Consider the following 18,910-nt stretch of genomic DNA (forward strand, 5'->3'; position numbering starts at 1 on the left):
ATTCCGGAGCTTCCTGATCAGTTCGGCTTGATCGCTTTCGGGTCATCGAGACAGACGTTTTTCCACGATCCGTCACGTTGGCCAAGCCAAAGATAGGTGATGCAGGCCAGCGAGGTTTTGATGGCCCCAAGTTTGCGGTCGGCGGTAATCGAGATTTCGGCGTCGATCTCGGCATAGAAGGTCGCGCCGCTTGCCGGACTGACCGAAACGGTCAGCCGGCTCGGCACGCCGGAGGTTCCCTTCTGCCACGCCCCGACACTGACCGACTTGACCGTCCCACCCGCTTGGCGAAGCACGAAGGGATGCGTCTTGGCGAGGCGCTCTGCCTCGCTTCGGATGCGAGTGGTTGCCACCTCGGCATCGACCGCATCCAGCGTTCCCGGGCCGCAGCGTTGGGCTTCGGTAGATTTGATCTGTTGCTCGGCGCGCTGATCCGCATCACGTGCACTGGCAAGGCGTGCCGGATCGCCGCCAATCTGCTCGGGAAAACCCGTAAGCACTGCGTCGATCTTGGCGAGTTTTTCCGGAATATCGCCGGCTTTAGCAGCCTCCCGGTCGCGGAACGGATCCGGTGTCGAACGATCCCAATCGATAACCCGCTTGACCACTGTCCGCGCCAAGGCGGGGTCGGCTTCGAGAACTGGCACGACCAGCGGTCCGACCGTCATGCTCATGATGGCGATCAACTGCGGTCGATCGCCCTTCTCGAAAAGAATTTGCCGGGCCGTTCGCAGACGTGCGGCAAGGTAAAGAAAAGCAGCCTCCTCCTTGCGTCCGGCCGTCCGCTCCCCCATGGCGGCATGAAAGAGCATCAGCGGCTCGCGAAGCGTATTCGGGTCACGCAGCAGTTCCGCTGCTGCCAGATGGACAACGGCCGGATCGCACGAAGCAAGGCGGGCGGTGATTGAAGCGGATGACGACGGGTTGGCGTTGGCAGGCAAAGAAACAATTGCCAGGCCAAACGCCAGAATGACCAGCACGGGGTTACGCATATGATCTATGGCCGGGAAGGAAAGTCAGCAAGGGGCGACAGACTCGATGGACAGAGGTCAATTCCGAGTTCTCTTGATTTCCACTTGGCCGCTGCGAATGCCATCGATGAGCTTGGCTACGTTGCCATCGCCGGGCCGCTGTTGCTTGTAGGCTTCGAGGTTTTCGATTGCCTTCTGTTTGTCGCCGAGCGTCAGATGAGCCATGCCAAGGGCGTAGGCGGCATCCACTACGCCGACTGCAAGGGCCTTTTCGAGGTACGGAAGAGCCTCTTTCGATTTTCCCGCCCCGGCCAGGAAACTGCCATACATATAATTGCCGCGCGGATCGGCCGGAGCGGTGGCGAGCAAGCGCAGGAAGATTGCGGCGGTTTTTTCAGCCGAGCCGGGAATATCGAGGTTGTGGCCAATACTGTTCAGGAACCCGGCGCGCACCAGCAGCTCCGCATTCGGGCTTGGCCCATTGACGAGGATATCGAGCATTCCCGACAACGTCTTTACGTCTTGAACGGCACGCTGTTGATCTTGCGGGGTATCGAACCGGGCTGGGTAGTTTTTGGCATGCAGCGCCAGATCATTCAGCATCAGGTCCAGGTATTTCCCGTCAATGCCGTACTTTTTCCCGGATGGCGTCTCCGCAACAGTCAGCATCCGTTTCGGATCGTAGTTGCCATACTCCTTGGCATGGGCCTGCGAACAAGTAACGATCATCAATAGGGCGAGAAGAACGATGCGCATGATCAGTAAACTCCCGACAAGGTAGAAGTGAGAGATAGGCTTTGGCCGTTGCCGGAATGCCAGGCTATTGGCGCAGAAAGGCGGACGACGGCCATGGCAGGTAACCGGGCAGAAAGAATGACAAGAGACTAGCTTTTTGACATTTCACCTGCAAGCGGCGAAGTTGGTCAGGACAAAAAATGTTCGCGTCCCTGCCTGTAATTGACCGCCAAGCCGCCATTAACTCTTTTGGTTATATTATTGTGATAATTGATTCTTTCACAGAATAACCGTCGCGCTCTAGACTCCAGCCATTCTGAGTAATTACTCGACTGACCGGAGTTCTTGATGCGCAAATTGGCCATTTTCGCGGCACTGGCCGTGGTATTCACCCTGAGCAGCGCCGTCGCCCAGACGACCTTGCTCAATGTCTCCTACGATCCGACGCGAGAGCTGTACAAGGATTTCAACGCCGCCTTCAACAAGCACTGGCAGGGCAAGACCGGGCAGACGGTGAATGTTCGCCAGTCGCACGGCGGCTCGGGCAAGCAGGCGCGCTCGGTGGCCGATGGCCTGGAGGCCGATGTCGTCACACTGGCCCTGGCTTCCGATCTCGATGCGCTGGCCGAGCGCAAGCTGATTCCGGCCGACTGGCAGAAACGCTTCCCGCACAATTCGGCACCGTACACTTCGACCATCGTTTTCCTGGTCCGCAAGGGCAACCCCAAGGACATCAAGGATTGGGGCGATCTGGCCAAGCCCGGCATCGGCGTCATCACGCCCAACCCGAAGACCTCCGGCGGAGCGCGCTGGAATTACCTGGCGGCCTGGGCCTGGGCGCTGAAGCAGCCGGGTGGCAACGAGCAGAAGGCGAAGGAACTGGTCGCCGCGATTTTCCGCAATGTCCCGGTGCTCGATTCCGGCGCCCGCGGCTCGACCACGACTTTCGTCGAACGCGGCCTCGGCGACGTGTTGATTGCCTGGGAAAACGAGGCACAACTGGCGGTGAACGAGATCGGCAAGGGCAAGTTCGAGATCGTCGCCCCCAGCCTCTCGATCCTCGCCGAGCCGCCGGTCGCCGTGGTCGACAAGGTGGTCGAGAAACGCGGCACGCGGCTGACCGCGCAGGCTTACCTGGATTATCTGTATTCCGAGGAAGGGCAGCACATCGCCGCCCGGCATTACTACCGGCCGCGCGATGCCAAGGTCGCCGCGCAATACGCCGCGCAGTTCCCGAAGATCAAGCTGGTCACCATCGACGACACGTTCGGCGGCTGGCCGAAGGCGCAGAAACGGCACTTCGCCGACGGCGGCACCTTCGATCAGATCTATTCCAGCAAGTAGGGCAGAGACATGCCGCTGACCGATCTGATCCGTTATTTCAATGTCGCCGACAACGCCGGCGAGAGCACCCTTTATCTGACCGACGAACGGGTTGCGGCCTGGCATGGCGGGCTGCACCTCGGCTCGCTGTTCCAGCCGATCGTCGATCTCGAGCGGGAACGCATCGTCGGCCATCAGGCCGGGCTGAGCGCTCGGCTGGAGGGGGGCGAGTCGCTCAGTGTCGAGCAGGCCTATGCCCGGCAACAGACGGCGGAAGAGGTCGTCCATTTCGACCGCCTGAACCGGACGCTGCACGCCCTCAATTTTCTCGCCCAGCGCCGCCACGTTGGCGGCTACCTGCAACTGGCCGTACACCCGCGCCACCTGAAAGCCGTGCAGAGCCAGCACGGGCTGGTCTATGAAGCGATTCTCAAACGCTGCGGCCTGGGGCCGGAGGACATCGTACTGATCATCGATGCCGGTGACGTCAGGCCCAATCGACAGCTCGCCGAGGCCCTGATCAACTATCGCCAGCGCGGTTACCGGCTGGCGCTCAATGTCGTCGCGACGGAAACCGCCACCGACGACCTGCTGGCACTGCAGCCGGACATCCTGCAATTGCCGCTCGATGCCGATGCGGCGCTGCTCGACGCCGCCCGCCATCGGGCCATTAGCGTGCAACTGACCGGCATCGAAAGCGGCAGCGACCTGGCCCGAGCCGGCGCGGCTGGCGCAAAACTCGGACAGGGCGGCCTGTTCGGTGCGGCACAAAGCGACTGTCGGCCGACCCACAGCAAGGGCGGACTCGCCTACAATTCGCCATCGCCCTCCGGAGACCCATCATGAAGATTGCCAACAATGTCACCGAACTGGTCGGCAACACGCCGCTGGTCAAACTGAACCGCGTTACCGCTGGCTGCGGCGCGACGATTGCCGCCAAGCTGGAATTCTTCAACCCCGGTCACAGCGTCAAGGACCGCATCGCGGTTGCCATGCTCGACGCCGCCGTCGCGGCCGGCAAGATCGGCCCCGATACCGTCGTGCTCGAACCGACTTCCGGCAATACCGGTATCGGCCTGGCGATGGTCTGCGCGGCGCGCGGCATCAAGGCAGCCTTCGTGATGCCGGAAACGATGAGCCGCGAACGCAAGCTGCTGCTCAAAGCCTACGGCGCCGAACTGATCCTGACCCCGGGGCCGGAAGGCATGGGCGGCGCAATCAAGAAGGCCGAAGAACTGGCCGCCGCCGATGCCCGCTATTTCATTCCGCAGCAATTTGAGAATCCGGCCAATCCGGCCATCCACCGCAGCACGACAGCCGAAGAAATCTGGCGCGATACCGACGGCCAGGTCGACATCTTCGTTGCCGGCGTCGGCACCGGCGGCACCGTGACCGGGGTCGGCGAAGCGCTGAAGGCAAAGAAGCCGGGCGTCCGAATCGTCGCCGTCGAACCGGATGCTTCGCCGGTCCTCTCCGGCGGCGCCAAGGGCCCGCACCCGATCCAGGGCATCGGCGCCGGCTTTGTGCCAGGCGTGCTGAATACCGCCATTTACGACGAGGTGATCCGCGTCAAGAATGACGACGCCTTCGCCATCGCCCGCCGGATGGCCACGGAAGAAGGGCTGCTCGTCGGCATTTCTTCCGGCGCCGCCACCTGGGCCGCCCTCGAACTGGCCAAACGGCCGGAAAACGCCGGCAAACTGATCGTCGTCATCATCCCTTCCTTCGGCGAACGCTACCTGTCTACCGCCCTGTATCAGCACCTCGAAGTTTGAGTACCTTCGACCAGCCGCTCGACCGGCGCCACTCCGACTCCATCAAATGGGGCAAGTACGCCGGTCGCGACATCCTGCCGCTGTGGGTCGCGGATATGGATTTCGCCGCTCCGCCGGCCGTCATCGACGCCTTGCAGCAGCGCATTGGGCACGGCGTCTTCGGTTATGGCGGCCCCTGGCCGTCGCTCACCGAATCCGTGCTCAGCCACTTGGCCGCCGAGTACGACTGGCAGATCGAACCGGAGTGGATCGTCTGGCTACCGGGTCTGGTCACCGGCCTCAACGTCGCCTGCCGGGCGGTGGATGGCGAGGTTCTGACGGCGACGCCGATCTACCCGCCGTTCCTGTCCGCCCCGCGCTTTTCCGGCAAGACGCTGCACCGCGCCGAACTGGCCTGTCGCGAAGGTCACTGGCAGTGGGACAAGGCCGCACTGCAGCAGGCGACGACCGCGGCGACCCGATTGTTCCTGCTCTGCCACCCGCACAACCCGGTCGGCCGCTGCTGGAACCGGCAAGAGCTGCTCGATCTCGCCGCCTTCGCCGAAACCAACGATCTGATCGTCTGCTCGGACGAAATCCACTGCGGCCTGGTCCTCGATGCCGACAAGCGCCACATCCCGTTCGCCAGCCTGTCACCGGAAGCGGCGAAACGCAGCATCACGCTGATGGCACCGTCGAAAACCTACAACATTCCCGGCCTCGGCTGCGCTTTCGCGGTCATTCCCGATGCGGCACTGCGCCACCGCTTTCACCGCGCGATGGACGGCATCGTGCCGCACGTCAATGTCCTCGGCCTGGCCGCCTGCGAAGCCGCCTACCGCGATTGCACCGACTGGTACCGCGAACTGATCGCCTACCTGGCGGGCAACCGCGACCGGGTAAGCGCGGCGGTGAATAGCGAAAAGCGGGTAAAAATGAGCCATGTCGAAGCGACCTATCTGGCCTGGATCGATGTCCGTGAACTCGGCCTCGCCCAGCCGGCCGCCCACTTCGAAGCACACGGACTGGGCCTGTCGGACGGCGGCGATTTCGGCGCCCCCGGCTGGCTGCGCCTGAATTTCGGCTGCCCCCGGGCAACCCTGGACGAAGCCTTGCGGCGCTTCAGCGCCGCCTGTCACGCCGCATGAATCCTTACGATCTGACCCTGTCCTCGCTTGTTGTCGGGCTGATTGCCCAGTCGCTGGCCACCGGCCTGGGCATCGAACTCTATCTGCGCAAGGATCTCAACTCCGGCCTGCGCCGCTCGTGGCTGGCCATCGCCATCGGTTCGCTGCTGCTTGCCCTGCACCATGGCTACACGCTGGAGCTGGCCTTGCGCACCGGTCTTTACGACATGCGCCAGGCGGTGCTCGCCGGCCTGATCGCCATCTTCTTTGCGCTCGGCGTCTTTGGCCTGTGGCGTAACGCGCGGATCTGAAAGCCTTTCGGGAACGGCGCTCAGGCAGTCAGCGGCCGGAAGGCGCCGGTTTCGGTAACGATCCAGTCCAATCGTTGATCATGGCTTTCCGGCCGGATGCTGGCCAGGCGGTTGATTTCAAAGCCGACACCAACGGCCAGCGGGCGAGGGGAGAGCGCCGCCAGCGTGCGGTCGAAATAGCCGCCGCCGTAACCGAGGCGGTAGCCCGCCGCATCGAAACCGTTCAAGGGCAGCAGGATCAAATCGGGCTGCAGCCAGTCGCCGGCCGTCGGCGTCGGAATGCCGTAGCGGTCCGGCTGCATCGGCGTCGCCGCCGTCCATTCGCGAAAAGCCAGCGGCGCCGCCGCGGCCACCACCACCGGCAGGACGGCCCGCCCGCCGGCCGCCACCCAATACTCAACGATGGCCCGGACATCCGGCTCGTCCTTGACCGGCCAGCAAAAGGCGACAATCGCCGGCCTCGGCAAAGCCGCCTGCAGATGCCCGACGATCCGCGCCGACAGGGCAGCATGGGCCGCCTCGCCAAGCGCCGATCGACGCGCCACCATATCCCGCCGCAACGCCCGTCGCCAGGCCGTGCTATCCTCGTCCGATTCAGTCATCAGCCTAATCTAGCATGAAGTTTAGCGTTCTTCTTCTTGGCCTCTGCCTCGCCTTTCCGCTGTTGGCGCAGGACAGCCAGGACAGCAATTTCCTGATCGCCCGCGATGCTTTCCGCGCCGGTGACCGCAACAAACTTGAACGCGCTTCCAGCCAGCTCGGCAATCACGAACTGCTGCCCTACGTCGAAAATTATCGGCTGCGGATGTATATGGATCAAGGCGACTCCGCCGCCCTGCGCGGCTTTTTCGAGCGCTACGAAAAAAGCTACGTCGTCGAGAAGCTGCGCGCCGACTGGATCCGCTGGCTGGGCAAGCGTTCCACGTGGAACGAGGTGGAACGCGAATACGCCAAGATGCTCGCTCCCGAGCCGGATATCATCTGCTATAGCCAGCAGGCCCGCCTTTTCCGCGGCGACCGCAGCGTTTTCGATGAAGCCGAGAAGCTCTGGCTGACCATGCTCGAAGCCCCGGAAGCCTGCCGCACGGTCTTTGATGCGCTGATCATCGGCCAGCGCCTGTCCGGTGAAGACGTCTGGGCGCGCGTCCATCGCCAGCTCGAAGCCAATCGTCCGGCCCAGGCCAAGACCACACTGGCCTATCTGCCGGACAACGAGGCGCCCGACAGCAAATCGCTCGACAATGCGCTGAACAACGCGATGAGCTATCTCGTCCGCCAGCCGGCCAACTGGTATGCCAGCCGGGCCGGCCGCGAACTTGCCGTCATCGCCATCCAGCGCATTGCCAGCAACGACCCGCAGGCCGCCGCCGACCAGCTGGAAAAAATCAAGGCCCGACTCAACGAACCGGAACGGCAATGGGCCTGGAGCCAGATTGCGCTGCAGGGCGCCAAGCGCCATAGCGAGGAGGCGATCACCTGGTACGCCAACGCCGGCAAGACCGCGCTGTCCGACGAGGGCCACCAGTGGAAGGTTCGCGCCGCATTGCGCGCCCTGGAGTGGGGCGGCGTCCGCGATGCCATCCTGGCCATGCCGCCGACGCTGGCCGCGCTGCCGGAATGGATTTACTGGCTGGGTCGCGCTCACAAGGCCGGCGGCCGGACCAGCGAGGCCGACACCCTGTTCGAGAAAATCGCCGGCCAGGCCAACTTCTACGGCAACCTCGCCGACGAGGAGCTGGGCCGTACCGTGATGCCGCCGCCCCGCGCCCTGCCGCCAACGGCCGCCGAGCAGAAGGCCGCGCGCGACAATCCGGGGATACGCCGGGCCTTGGCTTTCTTCCGGCTCGATATGCGCACCGAGGCGGTCAAGGAATGGAACTGGTCGCTGCGCGGCATGGAAGACCGCGAATTGCTTGCCGTTGCCGACATCGCCAAACGCAACCAGATCTGGGACCGGGCCATCAATACCGCCGACCGGACCAAGACCGAGCATGACTACACGCTGCGCTTCCTCGCCCCGTATGGCGAACAAGTCCGCCCGGCCGCCCAGAACCAGTCGCTCGACGATGCCTGGGTATATGGCCTGATGCGCCAGGAAAGCCGCTTCATCACCGGCGCCAAATCGAATGTCGGCGCCTCCGGCCTGATGCAGTTGATGCCGGCCACCGCCAAATGGGTGGCCAAGAAGATCGGCTTGCGCGACTACAACCATGGCCGGGTCAACGACACCGAGATCAACGTCCTGCTCGGCACCAGTTACATGCGACTGGTCATGGAAAATCTCGACAATCATCCGGTACTCGCCTCGGCGGCCTATAACGCCGGCCCCGGCCGGGCCAAAAAATGGCGTGCCGCCCGGCCGCTGGAAGGGGCGATTTACGCCGAAACCATCCCATTCAGCGAAACCCGCGACTACGTCAAGAAAGTAATGAGCAACGCGGTTTATTATTCGGCCTTGTTCAACGGCAAACCCGATTCACTGAAAACCCGTCTTGGCACGGTCGGCGGACGAACCGCCGATGCGATGAAAGACGCCGACCTGCCCTGATGCCCATCCGCCATGCCGCACCTGCCTGACCGCTACGAAACCATCCGCGACTGCCGCACGCAGTACCTGAAGCTCCTCGGCGCCCTGCTGCGCAGCGGCGGCCAGCTATCAACCGCGGCCATCCACTCGATCCAGCATGGCGCGGCGGCCTATTTTGATGAAATGGTCGAAAGCAAGGGACGCGGCAGCTTCAAAGAAGAAGCCCATGGGTTGACCTCTTCGCGCATCACGCTGGTTGGCGAAGATGACCTGGAACTGGGCATCCGCCTCGACAACCTGAGCGCCAAGCTGTTCGAGACGACAGGCAGCGATCTGTGGAAAATCCAGTTGCGTTTCGTCACGCTGCTCAAACGCCCGGATTTGGCGAGAACCAGCATTCCGGTCGGCCCGAAAGGAATCTGCCAGGGGCTCGACGAAATGTTCGTCGCCGCAGGCGCCATCGGCATCGACAAAAAATTGCAACAACTCGATCGGATCGAGACCACGCTTCAGGAAAACCTGCCGGCGCTCTACGCCGAACTCAACACCATTCTCGATCAGGCCGGCATCGAGACGGCCCAGCCGACCATCGTCACCTCCCAGGAGCCGCCCCGCCGGCCGATGCAAGATAGCCCGGGGGTTTCGGCAAATGCGCTGCTCGCCCTGCAGCAGGCATTGCTCTCCCAGCTTCCCGGACTGCCCCAGGCCGCTCCGCAAGGCAGCGGCTCGGCGGCATCGTTGCTCAGTCAGGCCGCCATCGAACGCCTGACCTTCCGCCTCAACGAACTGGAGCAACGCGGCGGCTTTGCTCCCGCCCTCCGCACCGGCAGTTCTCCCAGTCTCGAAGCGCTGATTCCAGGCCTGTTCTCGGACAACGAGACCAGCCAGGCGAGACAACCGAAATCCCTGAACTCCGGTGAACTGGGGATTCAGGCCGGCGCCCCAGAAGGGATCGCCATCGATACGCTGGCGATGATTTTCGAAGCGATATTCGCCAACCCGAGTATCCCCGACACCCTGAAAGCGGTGATTTCCAGCCTGCAAATCACCATGCTCAAACTGGCCATGCAGGATCCCGGCCTGTTTACCGACACCGCTCACCCGGCCCGCCTGTTGCTCGACCGGATGGGAGTCGCCGTACTCGGTCTGCCGATTGACGTGGCGGCCCGGCACCCGGTATGCGCCCGGCTGTTCGAAATCGCCGGGCAACTGCGCAGCCAATACAGCGGCCAGATCGCCGCGGTCAGTAACGCCTTGGCCCAGGTGGAGGCGCTGATCGCCGAGCGCAATGCCGGCATCGTCAGTGCTGCCCAAGCCTATATCCCGCTGCTCAACCAGTTGGATCGCCGCGATCAGGCCGATATTGAGTCCGCACAGGCGATCGAGCAGTGGATCGAGGGCGGCGTGCCGGCCCCGATTCGCGATTTTCTCGACAATATCTGGCGCCGGGTGCTGCAACTGGTCTGGCTAGAACATGGCCCGAACAGCACGCAGTGGCAGCAGCAGACGACGGCTATCGACGATCTGCTCTGGACCTTCCAGCCCAAATCCGGCGATGACCGCAAGGCGCTGGCCAGGCGCCTGCCGGAAATACTGAAGCGACTGAAAGCCGGCATGGAACGCCTGGGCACCGCCGCCGAAATCCAGGCGGCTTTCCTCGACGACTGTTTTGCGCTGCAGACCCGGGCCATGCGGACAGCTTCCGTTGCCGACGAAAATCCAGTAACGCCGCCAATGCTCGCCAGCGTCCCGCGCCCGATGGGCGGTGAACCGGTAGCCGGCGAAATCGAGTCGGGTTCGCTGGTGCTGCGCACCCTTGATTTCTCCAGCAGCCGCCCGGCGCCAAGCCGCCCTTTGCCCTGCCGGCCCGGCGACTGGCTGGAAATCCGCCTCGACGGCGATGAAACCGGCGTTGCCCACCTCTGCCACATCAGCCCAAGCAGCCAGCGAGCGCTGCTCTACAACCCGGACAGCAAACTCGCCGTAGCCATCCATCCGGCCATTCTCGACAAACAGTTGCGCCAGGGGCTGGCCCGCATCAGCAGTTCCGCCTCGCTGTTCGATACGGCAGCCAACCGCGCATTGCGCCGGACAACTGCCCCCTGACGGCGACAAGCCTGCCCGAATGGCGGCAAATTGCCTTAAAATCCGTGTTTTACGAAACAAGTTTCCGGGATTCCACATGGACATCAAAAAGGTCTTGCTGCTGGGGGGTAGCGGTTTTGTCGGTACCTATATCGTCAATCGCCTGTCGCAACGCGGCATCGAAGTCACCGTTCCGACCCGTCGCCGCGAACGGACCAAGGCGCTGATCATGCAGCCCGGCGTCGACATGCCGGAAACCAATATCAACTGCGAACAGACCCTGACCGAACTGATGCGCGGCCACGATGCGGTGATTAACCTGGTCGGCGTACTGCACAGCCGCGACGTGCAGTTTCCGTACAGCCGCGATTTCGCCGAAGCCCATGTCGAACTGCCGAAGAAGATCGTCGCCGCCTGCAAGGCTGCCGGCGTCCGCCGCCTGGTCCATATGAGCGCCCTGAAGGCCGATCCCAAGGGGCCGTCCGAATACCTCGCCTCGAAGGGTGACGGCGAAGCGATCGTGCTCGGCGCCAAGGCCGACCTGGATGTCACGGTCTTCCGTCCTTCGGTCATTTTCGGCCTCGGCGACTCCTTCCTGACGATGTTTGCCAAGGTCCTGAAAAAAGCCCCGTTCTTCCCGCTCGGCTTTGGCCAGGCTCGCTTCCAGCCGGTCTGGGCAGCCGATGTGGCCGATGCCTTCGTCGATAGCCTGGGCGATGCCTCGACCTTCGGCCAGGCCTACGACCTCGTCGGCCCCAAGGTTTACACACTGCGCGAACTGGTTGATTACGCCGCCGAGCTGACCGGCAGCAGCAGCCGCATCATTCCCTTGTCGGAAGGCTGGGCCTATCTGCAGGCCGGCCTGATGTGGCTGGCCCCGCAACCGCTGATGTCGCCGGACAACCTGCGTTCGATGCAGGTCGACAGCGTCTGCGAAGGCAGTTGCAAGCCGCCGGCCAACTGGCAACCGACCGCGCTGGAAGCCATTGCCCCGAGCTACATCGCCCTCAACACGCCGAAAGGCAAGCTCGAGCGCTTCCGCTTCCGCGCCGGCCGCTAGGCCAGGAAGCCGCCGATGGAAATCTACGTCGTCGGCGGCGCCGTCCGCGACGAACTGCTTGGCCGGCCGAATGCCGACCGCGACTATGTCGTGGTCGGCGCCACGCCGAAAACCATGCTGGCCCAGGGCTTTCGCCCGGTCGGCAAAGACTTCCCGGTGTTCCTGCACCCGCAAAGCCACGAGGAATATGCGCTGGCCCGCACCGAGCGCAAGAGTGGTCACGGTTACCACGGCTTCACTTTTCATGCCGCACCCGACGTCACGCTCGAAGAGGATCTCGCCCGGCGCGACCTGACCATCAATGCGATGGCCCGGGCGGCAGACGGCACGCTGATCGATCCCTACAACGGCCAACGCGATCTGCAGGCGAGAATCCTGCGCCACGTCGGTCCGGCTTTTGCCGAAGACCCGGTACGCATCCTGCGCATTGCCCGCTTCGCCGCACGCTTCAACGAATTTTCAGTGGCGCCGGAAACCATGGCGCTGATACGCGACATGGTTACCAGCGGCGAGGTCGATCATCTGGTCGCCGAGCGCGTCTGGCAGGAGCTGGCCAAGGGCCTGATGGAAGACCGTCCATCCCGGATGTTCGCGGTACTGCGCGACTGTGGTGCGCTAGCCCGCTTGCTGCCCGAGGTCGATGCGCTATTCGGGGTACCGCAAAGGCCGGACTATCACCCGGAAATCGATACCGGCATTCACACCATGATGGTCATCGACCAGTCAGCCCGCTACGGCCTGACGCTGGCCGGGCGCTTCGCTGCGCTGACCCACGATCTCGGCAAGGCCCTGACGCCGGCCGATGTGCTGCCACGGCACATCGGGCATGAAGAACGCAGCTACCGCCTGACTGAGCAATTGTGCCAGCGCCTGCGTGTGCCCAACGACTGCCGCGATCTGGCGCTGCTGATGGCGCGCTACCACGGCAACATCCATCGGGCCGTCGAGTTGAAAGCGAGCACTATCGTCGGACTGCTGGAAAAGACCGATGCGCTGCGCCGTCCCGATCGCTTCCGCCAACTGCTCGAGGCCTGCCGCTGCGATTACACCGGACGCCTGGGCTGGGAAAGCCACCCCTACGACAGCCCGCAGCGCCTACTCACGGCGCTGGCTGCGGTCACTGCCGTGGCCGCCGGCAAAATCGCGGCCGACTGTGCCGACAAGACAAAAATCCCCGAACGCATCCATGCCGCCCGGATCAGCGCCGTCAAGCAGGCGCTAAATGATTCGCGAGATTAGCCAGATCAGTAGCGAGCAGATGATGACCGAAGCAAACGGAAAGACGTAAGGCCGACCGCGAAAGCGGAAAGCGATGTCGCCGGGCAACTTGCCGAAGCGGACAAAACGCGCGAGATGCGGGCCGATGATGCCGAGCAGGAAAATCGCGATGACCAGCGTCAATATCCACTTGAACATTTACCTTGTGCCCGAGTTTAAACCGGCATTTAATCACGCCTTACCCCATTAGGTTGCCATGATAAAAACACAAACCGTCGAAGGTCTCGAAGTCCATTTCTGCCTTCCGACCAAAAAGACAACCCGCCCGCCGGTGCTGTTCATTCATGGCGCCTTTGCCGGAGGCTGGATGTGGACCGAAACCTTCATGCCCTTCCTGGCCAAGGCCGGCTATCCCTGCTACGCGCTATCGCTGCGCGGCCATGGCGGCAGTCACGGCCGGGAGCACATCGACTGGCACTCGGTCAGCGATTATGTCGATGACGTCAAGATCGTCGTCGACTGGCTCGGCCAAGCACCGGTGCTGGTCGGCCACTCGATGGGCGGCTTCCTCGCCCAGAAATTTCTCGAACACCACGAAACGCCGGGCGTGGCACTGGTCTGCTCGGTGCCGCCACAAGGCCTGATCGCCTCGCAATTTCACCTGATGTTCCAGAAGCCGCACCTGTTCTCGGAAATCAACCGGATCATGGAGGGCGATTACACGGACACCAACACGCTCCGTGAAGCCCTGTTTGCCGGCGAGGTGGACGAAGCCATGCTGACGCTCTGGCTGACGCAAATGCAGGCCGAATCGCATCGCGCCCTGTGGGACATGTCAATGTTCAACCTGCCCAACCTGCACGCCATGCGCCGTCCGCCGATGCTTATTCTCGGTGCCGAACACGATGTGCTGGTGCCGGCCTTCCTGGTCCAGACCACGGCGCACACTTATGGGTTGCCGGCGCACATCTTCCGGGACATGGGCCACGCCGTGACCCACGAAAAAGAGTGGCCGCTGGTAGCGGCCACTCTGCGCGACTGGTTGAACGACATCAAGCCTTGACGTCGATGCTGTTACCCAGGTTCGGCGGATTGCTGGACACCTGTGGCAGGGCCTGCAGCAATTGCATGGCCCCTTGTTCCTGAATATCCAGCGCCTTCTTGAGTACCTGTATCCCGACCGCGTCACCGGTCGCAGATGAAGACAGGGCGCTGCTCAAACTGCCGACTGACGATATATCCATGTTGCGTTTGCTCCTGATCGGTCACATTATTAGCTCAGTGTAGCCATAAATTTTCCAAGTGCAATGAGCAATACGGGCAAGTCTGAAACCGCTTCCGCCATCAGCGATGCGATCCGCGCCAAGCGCGAACGCAAGACCGGTATTGCCGACGATATCGCCTCACTGGAAGCCTCCTTGCTCGCCGATATCGAAGCCTTCGACCTCGATGCCGCCGAGCGCCAGGCCCGGCGCGAGCAGAGCACCAGCGTCGGGGCGGGGATGAGCGATCCGTCGCTGGTCTTCCCGGAAATCGTTCCGGACAGCGCGCCGCACCAGCCGAAGGAAAAGCCGGTCGTCACGCCAGCCAGCGAGCCGGAACTGAAGATCGAAGGCGGCAGCTTGCTCGGCCAGCTGCGCCAGCAAGCCGAAATCCGCCAGCGCGAACTGCATTCGGCGGTCGCCGAACGGACATTGGTCAATGAGCTGATCGATCAGGCGCTGAAGCGCGTTTTCTTCTATCTGCACGACTTTGTCCAACAGCTGAATATCGTCAAACCGGCCATCCCGCGCGATTACCCCTTGCTCGAGCACTATCTGCTGAACCAGTTGAGCTGGCAGGAAGGTTTTGCCGATTATCGAACACAGAGCCAGAGTGCCGGCGCCCTGGTCGAACTGGTCACCTTCACCTATCGCCTGAACGGCATCGGCTTGCCGGTCATCGAACGCCATGGGCCGGCCATCGAGCGCTTCCGGACCATGCTTTTCGACTACGGTCTGCCCTTCGACTGCAAGGAATTCAAGAACCAGCGCAGTTATGTCGAACGCGCCGAGTTCCTGATTCGCAGTGAAATCAGTGTCAGTGCCCGCTGGCGAGCGGATTTTGCCAACGGCTTGCTGATCCTCGAAACGCGTAATCTCGAGCGGCTGGGCAGCGCGGTCTACAGCATCCGCCCACAGCTGGTCGACATGCCGCTACTCGAGGAGTTCGGCCGCCTGGTCATCGGCCAGGCCAACCGCTTCCGCGAGCAGGTCAGCCGCCACTAGGCTACAGGCGACGGCTCTGATCGCCGCTGGCAAAACCGCACAGGCCTTCGTCGATACCGCGACCGATGGCGATGACCTTGAATAGTTCGCCCATCTCGTGCGGCATCAACAGCTTGTTCACAGCCCCGCCGGCCCGGATGTAGTCCGGCGTTCCGTTGGGGATTTCGGCCAGGCGGTCGAGAATGCCGCAATTGAGCAGGAACTGCCCCTGGCTGGCATAGCCGAGCAGTTCCAGGCCGGCGCCATGTGCCGCGGCGATGATCGCCGTGAAATCGACGTGTACCGTGACGTCCTGCAGGCCCGGCAGATAAAACGGATCCGGATGGGAATGGTGACGGTAATGGCACATCAGCGTGCCGCGGCCGCGCTGCTGATGGTAAAACTCGCGCCGCGGAAAGCCGTAGTCGATCAGCAACAAGGCGCCGCGCTGCAGGCGATGCCCCCATTCCGCTGCCCAGGCCCGGTTGGACAGGCTGATTTCACTTTCAAACCCGGGCGGCAGCGTGCATTGCTCACCGATTTCCTCGGCTGCCGCCAGCAGCGGCCCGCTGGCTGGACGTTCGCTCCACGTGAAACATTCTTCGGTATCGATCGCCACGCCCCGGGCAAAAATCCCGTTGTCGCGCCAGGCAACGACATCGGCCGGCATCGCATCGAGCAATTCGTTGGCCACCACGGCACCGGAAAACTGTTCCGGCAACTGATCCAGCCAATCGACCCGGGCCAGCAGATGCGGCGCCGCCGCCGCGATGGTTTCGCGCTGACGTTGGCGCAGGTCGGCTGACAGATCGAGGATGGAATAGCGCTCGGGAAGGGCCTGCCGACGCTCCAGATCGAGCAACAGATCGGCCGCCAGACGCCCGGAGCCGGCCCCAACCTCGAGGATGGCAGGGGCGGACAGCGCCATCACCTGAGCCACCTGCCGGGCCAGCGCCTGCCCGAACAACCCGGTCATTTCCGGCGCCGTGACGAAATCGCCGGCCGTACCGAATTTTCTCGATCCGGCCGAGTAATAACCGAGTCCGGGCGCGTAGAGCAGCAGTTCCATGCACCGCGAAAAGGGAATCCAGCCGCCGGCCGCGGCAATTTCGCGGATGATGGCCTGACGCAAGCCCTGACTGTGGGCCAGGGCATCCGGATCGGGAATCGGCAGATTATTCATGGAGCCTCGCTAAAACGCGGATTTTAGCGGTCAACGCCGGCCGGCAGCCGTTGCCTGTGCTATTTTTTCGTCTGTCCCTCTGGAGGAGACCGGGAAGTGCACGTCAAACAAATAATTATTCGCCAACCGTCCGAACTGGCTGACAAGCTGCCCATCCTGCACGACACGGATCCGGCCCTGCTGCTCGTTTTTGGCTCGGTCGAGCACCTGAGCGCAGCGGGTTTCAGCGAAGCGCTGCGCAACAGCTTTCCGCGGGCTCTTCTGCTCGGTTGTTCGACCGCCGGCGAAATCAACCCGGAAGGCGTCGCTGACGGCAGTTGCACGATCACCGCCCTGCATTTCGAGCATATCCGGCTGACCCAGGGGGCCACCCGCCTGGCCGGCATGGAGGATTCCTTTGCTGCCGGTCAGCAGCTCGGACGCGAAATCGCCACAGCCGGCCTCAAGGCGGTGCTGGTCTTCGGGCCCGGCGTGAAGATCAACGGCAGTGCGCTGGTCAATGGCATCACCAGCATCATCGGTCCCGAGATTCCGATCACCGGCGGTCTGGCCGGCGATGCTGCCGCCTTCAAACGGACGTTCACCCTCGGCAAGGCAGGCGTCGCCGACGACAACGTGGTGGCCGTCGGACTGAGCGGCGAGCAATTGCGCTTCGCCCACGGCTCATTTGGCGGCTGGGAAGCTTTCGGTCCGGCCCGCAAGGTGACCCGGTGCGCCGGCAATATCCTCTACGAACTGGATGGTGAGCCGGCGCTCGACATCTACAAGCGTTATCTCGGCGAACATGCCCGGGGACTGCCGGCCTCCGGCCTGCTTTTCCCGTTTGCCATGCTCGGCGAAGACCACAATGCCACGGGCCTGATTCGCACCATCCTCGGCATTGACGAAACGACGGGTAGCCTGACCCTGGCTGGTGAAATCGATGCCGATGGCTACCTGAAGCTGATGCATGCCAGCACCGACAAACTGGTCAACGGCGCCGAACAGGCAGCCGAAGCCGCCGCCACGATGCTCGAGATGGCAAACCCGGGGGTCGCCATTCTGGTCAGTTGCGTCGGCCGAAAACTGGTAATGGGAAACCGGGTAGACGAAGAGGTCGAGGCCGTGGGCGCGGTTTTCGGCAACAGGGCGGTCCTCACCGGCTTCTATTCCTACGGCGAGATCAGTCCCTTCGCGCCCGGCGCCTCATGCAAGCTGCACAACCAGACCATGACCATCACCTATCTCGGCGAAGACTGACCAACCCGCCGACGGAAGGCCCGCCCGGTGATGCTGCACAGCCGGTTCTCGGGCATGGCGAGGGAACCTGTCGCAAGCGATTTATTCGAACGTGAAATACCCGTCATTTCGCCGCATCTAAAGCTCGTTGCCGCCAACATCTCAAGGTAAACTCGCCCTTTCGCGATCGGCCGCCGCCTTCCTTCAGGCGTTCGTCCCGCCCCTACAGCACTGCCTGCTCCCATGACAAGCTCGAATACCCTGCAAAAACTCCGCAAATTCCTTGAGGGCCGCACCGGCAAGGCCATCGGCGACTACAACATGATCGAGAACGGCGACACGGTTCTCGTCTGCTGCTCCGGCGGCAAGGACTCCTACACCCTGCTGGCCATGTTGATGGCTCTGCAGCAACGCGCGCCGGTCAAATTCCGCTTGATCGCGATGAACCTCGACCAGAAGCAACCGGGCTTCCCGGCCGACGTACTGCCAGGCTATTTCGAATCGATCGGCGTCGAATACCGGATTGTCGAGGCCGATACCTATTCGGTGGTCAAGGACAAGATCCCTGAAGGCAAGACGACCTGCTCGCTGTGCTCGCGACTGCGTCGCGGCATCATCTACCGGACCGCCAAGGAACTGGGCGCCAACAAGATTGCCCTCGGCCACCATCGCGACGACATGGTGCATACCCTGTTCCTCAACATGCTGTTTGGCGGCAAGCTGAAAGCCATGCCGCCCAAGCTGGTCACCGATGACAAGGCGCACGTCGTTATCCGGCCGCTCGCCTATTGCCCCGAGAATGAAATCGCCAGATTTGCCCGTGGCATGGAATTCCCGATCATTCCCTGCAACCTCTGCGGCTCGCAAGAGAATCTGCAACGGCAGAAAATCAAGGAAATGATGCAGGGCTGGGACAAACGCTTTCCCGGCCGTACCGAAGCCGTTTTTACCGCCATGCAAAACATCGTTCCATCGCACCTGGCCGACAACGCACTCTTCGATTTTCGCGGGCTGACCCTCGACACACCGGTGGAGGAGGGTGATATTGCCTTTGACGAACCGGAAATCGCGATGACCGGAATGATTCCGTTAAGCCTGTCGGCATAATGCGAAAAATGCTCAATTCATCATATAATCGCGAGCACAACACTT

Annotated in this window: 19 protein-coding genes; 13 read left to right on the forward strand and 6 right to left on the reverse strand. The window is 62.6% G+C overall.

Annotated features, from left to right (window positions below):
- Nucleotides 1–17 precede the first annotated feature (17 nt).
- Both KI611_RS21715 and KI611_RS21720 read right to left on the reverse strand, forming a co-directional pair.
- Nucleotides 18–992, reverse strand: coding sequence for a hypothetical protein (locus KI611_RS21715; RefSeq protein WP_226417731.1), 975 nt, complete (start codon nucleotides 990–992; stop codon nucleotides 18–20).
- Between the two features lie 57 nt (nucleotides 993–1,049).
- The gene (locus tag KI611_RS21720) at nucleotides 1,050–1,727 is read right to left on the reverse strand and encodes a tetratricopeptide repeat protein (RefSeq protein WP_226417732.1); all 678 of its coding nucleotides are present in this window, start codon (nucleotides 1,725–1,727) and stop codon (nucleotides 1,050–1,052) included.
- A 327-nt stretch (nucleotides 1,728–2,054) separates the two neighbouring features.
- Between KI611_RS21720 and KI611_RS21725 the strand changes: the two genes are divergently transcribed.
- From KI611_RS21725 to KI611_RS21745, 5 genes are read left to right on the forward strand one after another with little or no spacing between them, the layout of a single operon-like run.
- On the forward strand, nucleotides 2,055–3,050 hold the full coding sequence (locus KI611_RS21725; protein ID WP_226417733.1) for a sulfate ABC transporter substrate-binding protein: 996 nt from the start codon (nucleotides 2,055–2,057) through the stop codon (nucleotides 3,048–3,050).
- A gap of 9 nt (nucleotides 3,051–3,059) precedes the next feature.
- On the forward strand, nucleotides 3,060–3,875 hold the full coding sequence (locus KI611_RS21730; protein WP_226417734.1) for an EAL domain-containing protein: 816 nt from the start codon (nucleotides 3,060–3,062) through the stop codon (nucleotides 3,873–3,875).
- Nucleotides 3,872–4,804 carry a cysteine synthase A gene (gene cysK, locus KI611_RS21735; RefSeq protein ID WP_226417735.1) on the forward strand — a complete coding sequence of 311 codons (933 nt, stop codon included), beginning with the start codon at nucleotides 3,872–3,874 and terminating at the stop codon, nucleotides 4,802–4,804. Before KI611_RS21730 ends, cysK begins: the two co-directional genes overlap by 4 nt.
- Nucleotides 4,801–5,931 (forward strand): MalY/PatB family protein, encoded by a 1,131-nt coding sequence (locus KI611_RS21740; protein ID WP_226417736.1) that lies wholly within the window; start codon nucleotides 4,801–4,803, stop codon nucleotides 5,929–5,931. The genes cysK and KI611_RS21740 overlap by 4 nt, the downstream gene beginning before the upstream one ends.
- Entirely contained in the window at nucleotides 5,928–6,221 is a 294-nt protein-coding gene (locus tag KI611_RS21745; protein WP_226417737.1) for a hypothetical protein, read from the forward strand. Before KI611_RS21740 ends, KI611_RS21745 begins: the two co-directional genes overlap by 4 nt.
- 20 nt (nucleotides 6,222–6,241) lie before the next feature.
- Here the strand turns inward: KI611_RS21745 and KI611_RS21750 are convergent, their stop codons facing one another.
- Nucleotides 6,242–6,823: a 5-formyltetrahydrofolate cyclo-ligase gene (locus KI611_RS21750; protein ID WP_226417738.1), complete on the reverse strand. Its 582-nt coding sequence runs from the start codon at nucleotides 6,821–6,823 to the stop codon at nucleotides 6,242–6,244.
- A gap of 14 nt (nucleotides 6,824–6,837) precedes the next feature.
- Between KI611_RS21750 and KI611_RS21755 the strand changes: the two genes are divergently transcribed.
- The 4 genes from KI611_RS21755 to KI611_RS21770 all read left to right on the forward strand — a co-directional run bounded on the left by KI611_RS21755 (nucleotide 6,838) and on the right by KI611_RS21770 (nucleotide 13,132).
- On the forward strand, nucleotides 6,838–8,769 hold the full coding sequence (locus KI611_RS21755; RefSeq protein ID WP_226417739.1) for a lytic transglycosylase domain-containing protein: 1,932 nt from the start codon (nucleotides 6,838–6,840) through the stop codon (nucleotides 8,767–8,769).
- A gap of 12 nt (nucleotides 8,770–8,781) precedes the next feature.
- Nucleotides 8,782–10,854, forward strand: a complete 2,073-nt coding sequence (locus tag KI611_RS21760) for a DUF1631 family protein (protein ID WP_226417740.1) — start codon at nucleotides 8,782–8,784, stop codon at nucleotides 10,852–10,854.
- A 76-nt stretch (nucleotides 10,855–10,930) separates the two neighbouring features.
- Nucleotides 10,931–11,893 carry a complex I NDUFA9 subunit family protein gene (locus KI611_RS21765; protein WP_226417741.1) on the forward strand — a complete coding sequence of 321 codons (963 nt, stop codon included), beginning with the start codon at nucleotides 10,931–10,933 and terminating at the stop codon, nucleotides 11,891–11,893.
- Between the two features lie 15 nt (nucleotides 11,894–11,908).
- Complete coding sequence (locus KI611_RS21770; protein ID WP_226417742.1) at nucleotides 11,909–13,132, forward strand: multifunctional CCA addition/repair protein; 1,224 nt, start codon at nucleotides 11,909–11,911, stop codon at nucleotides 13,130–13,132.
- Here the strand turns inward: KI611_RS21770 and KI611_RS21775 are convergent.
- Entirely contained in the window at nucleotides 13,112–13,309 is a 198-nt protein-coding gene (locus KI611_RS21775) for a DUF2905 domain-containing protein (protein WP_226417743.1), read from the reverse strand. The two genes, KI611_RS21770 and KI611_RS21775, sit on opposite strands and share 21 nt — an antisense overlap.
- Before the next feature lie 58 nt (nucleotides 13,310–13,367).
- On the opposite strand from KI611_RS21775, the gene KI611_RS21780 reads away from it, so the two are divergent.
- Nucleotides 13,368–14,174, forward strand: a complete 807-nt coding sequence (locus KI611_RS21780) for an alpha/beta hydrolase (protein ID WP_226417744.1) — start codon at nucleotides 13,368–13,370, stop codon at nucleotides 14,172–14,174.
- On the opposite strand, the gene KI611_RS21785 is transcribed toward KI611_RS21780, so the two are convergent.
- Nucleotides 14,164–14,355, reverse strand: coding sequence for a YjfB family protein (locus tag KI611_RS21785; protein WP_226417745.1), 192 nt, complete (start codon nucleotides 14,353–14,355; stop codon nucleotides 14,164–14,166). The two genes, KI611_RS21780 and KI611_RS21785, sit on opposite strands and share 11 nt — an antisense overlap.
- 63 nt (nucleotides 14,356–14,418) lie before the next feature.
- On the opposite strand from KI611_RS21785, the gene KI611_RS21790 reads away from it, so the two are divergent.
- Nucleotides 14,419–15,378 (forward strand): hypothetical protein, encoded by a 960-nt coding sequence (locus KI611_RS21790; protein ID WP_226417746.1) that lies wholly within the window; start codon nucleotides 14,419–14,421, stop codon nucleotides 15,376–15,378.
- A 1-nt stretch (nucleotide 15,379) separates the two neighbouring features.
- On the opposite strand, the gene KI611_RS21795 is transcribed toward KI611_RS21790, so the two are convergent.
- Nucleotides 15,380–16,540 carry a class I SAM-dependent methyltransferase gene (locus KI611_RS21795; protein ID WP_226417747.1) on the reverse strand — a complete coding sequence of 387 codons (1,161 nt, stop codon included), beginning with the start codon at nucleotides 16,538–16,540 and terminating at the stop codon, nucleotides 15,380–15,382.
- A 96-nt stretch (nucleotides 16,541–16,636) separates the two neighbouring features.
- Here KI611_RS21795 and KI611_RS21800 point away from each other — a divergent pair, with 96 nt between their 5' ends.
- Nucleotides 16,637–17,779, forward strand: coding sequence for an FIST signal transduction protein (locus tag KI611_RS21800; RefSeq protein WP_226417748.1), 1,143 nt, complete (start codon nucleotides 16,637–16,639; stop codon nucleotides 17,777–17,779).
- A 222-nt stretch (nucleotides 17,780–18,001) separates the two neighbouring features.
- Nucleotides 18,002–18,865: a tRNA 2-thiocytidine(32) synthetase TtcA gene (gene ttcA, locus KI611_RS21805; protein ID WP_226417749.1), complete on the forward strand. Its 864-nt coding sequence runs from the start codon at nucleotides 18,002–18,004 to the stop codon at nucleotides 18,863–18,865.
- Nucleotides 18,866–18,910: the final 45 nt, after the last annotated feature.

Origin of the sequence: Dechloromonas denitrificans (assembly GCF_020510685.1) — a bacterium.
Taxonomy (GTDB): Bacteria; Pseudomonadota; Gammaproteobacteria; order Burkholderiales; family Rhodocyclaceae; genus Azonexus; species Azonexus denitrificans_A.